This window comes from Psychrobacter sp. AOP5-GZ1-6 (assembly GCF_052376345.1).
In the GTDB taxonomy this organism is placed as follows: domain Bacteria; phylum Pseudomonadota; class Gammaproteobacteria; order Pseudomonadales; family Moraxellaceae; genus Psychrobacter.
In genome coordinates this window covers 1-309 of sequence record NZ_JBQSVP010000382.1, presented here as the reverse complement: position 1 = coordinate 309, position 309 = coordinate 1, and the positions used below count along the sequence as shown (strand labels likewise).

The following is a 309-nucleotide window of genomic DNA, read 5'->3' as shown; positions in this document are numbered from 1 at the left end:
GGGTTTGATTGCTTATTGCTGGTTTCCCTATAAGCCCACCATCAAAAACATGCCTCAGCAGGGACAGGTAGCAACATTGTAAATAGTATCAATGAGTTACAATGTGGCTTATCCCGAACTGGGGTTAACTAATAAAACAAGTCGATCTTCCCATCGTTCTAGTATCGGATATTAAGACTTTGGATTGAATATTTTCTGAATATTCAAAGTTATTGTCATCAGCTTGTTTTTTGATATCTTGTATTAAATCGCCTGAGACCATCCCGAATTCTGTGTAACTGCCATTTAGATTAAATGCTTGCTGATACG

General features: G+C 37.5%; 1 protein-coding gene. It reads right to left on the bottom strand.

The features are described 5' to 3' along the window. Positions 1-124: 124 nt before the first annotated feature. Positions 125-309 (bottom strand): hypothetical protein (locus tag ACT3RN_RS16305; protein ID WP_444518902.1); only part of this gene is annotated, 185 nt, incomplete at its 5' end.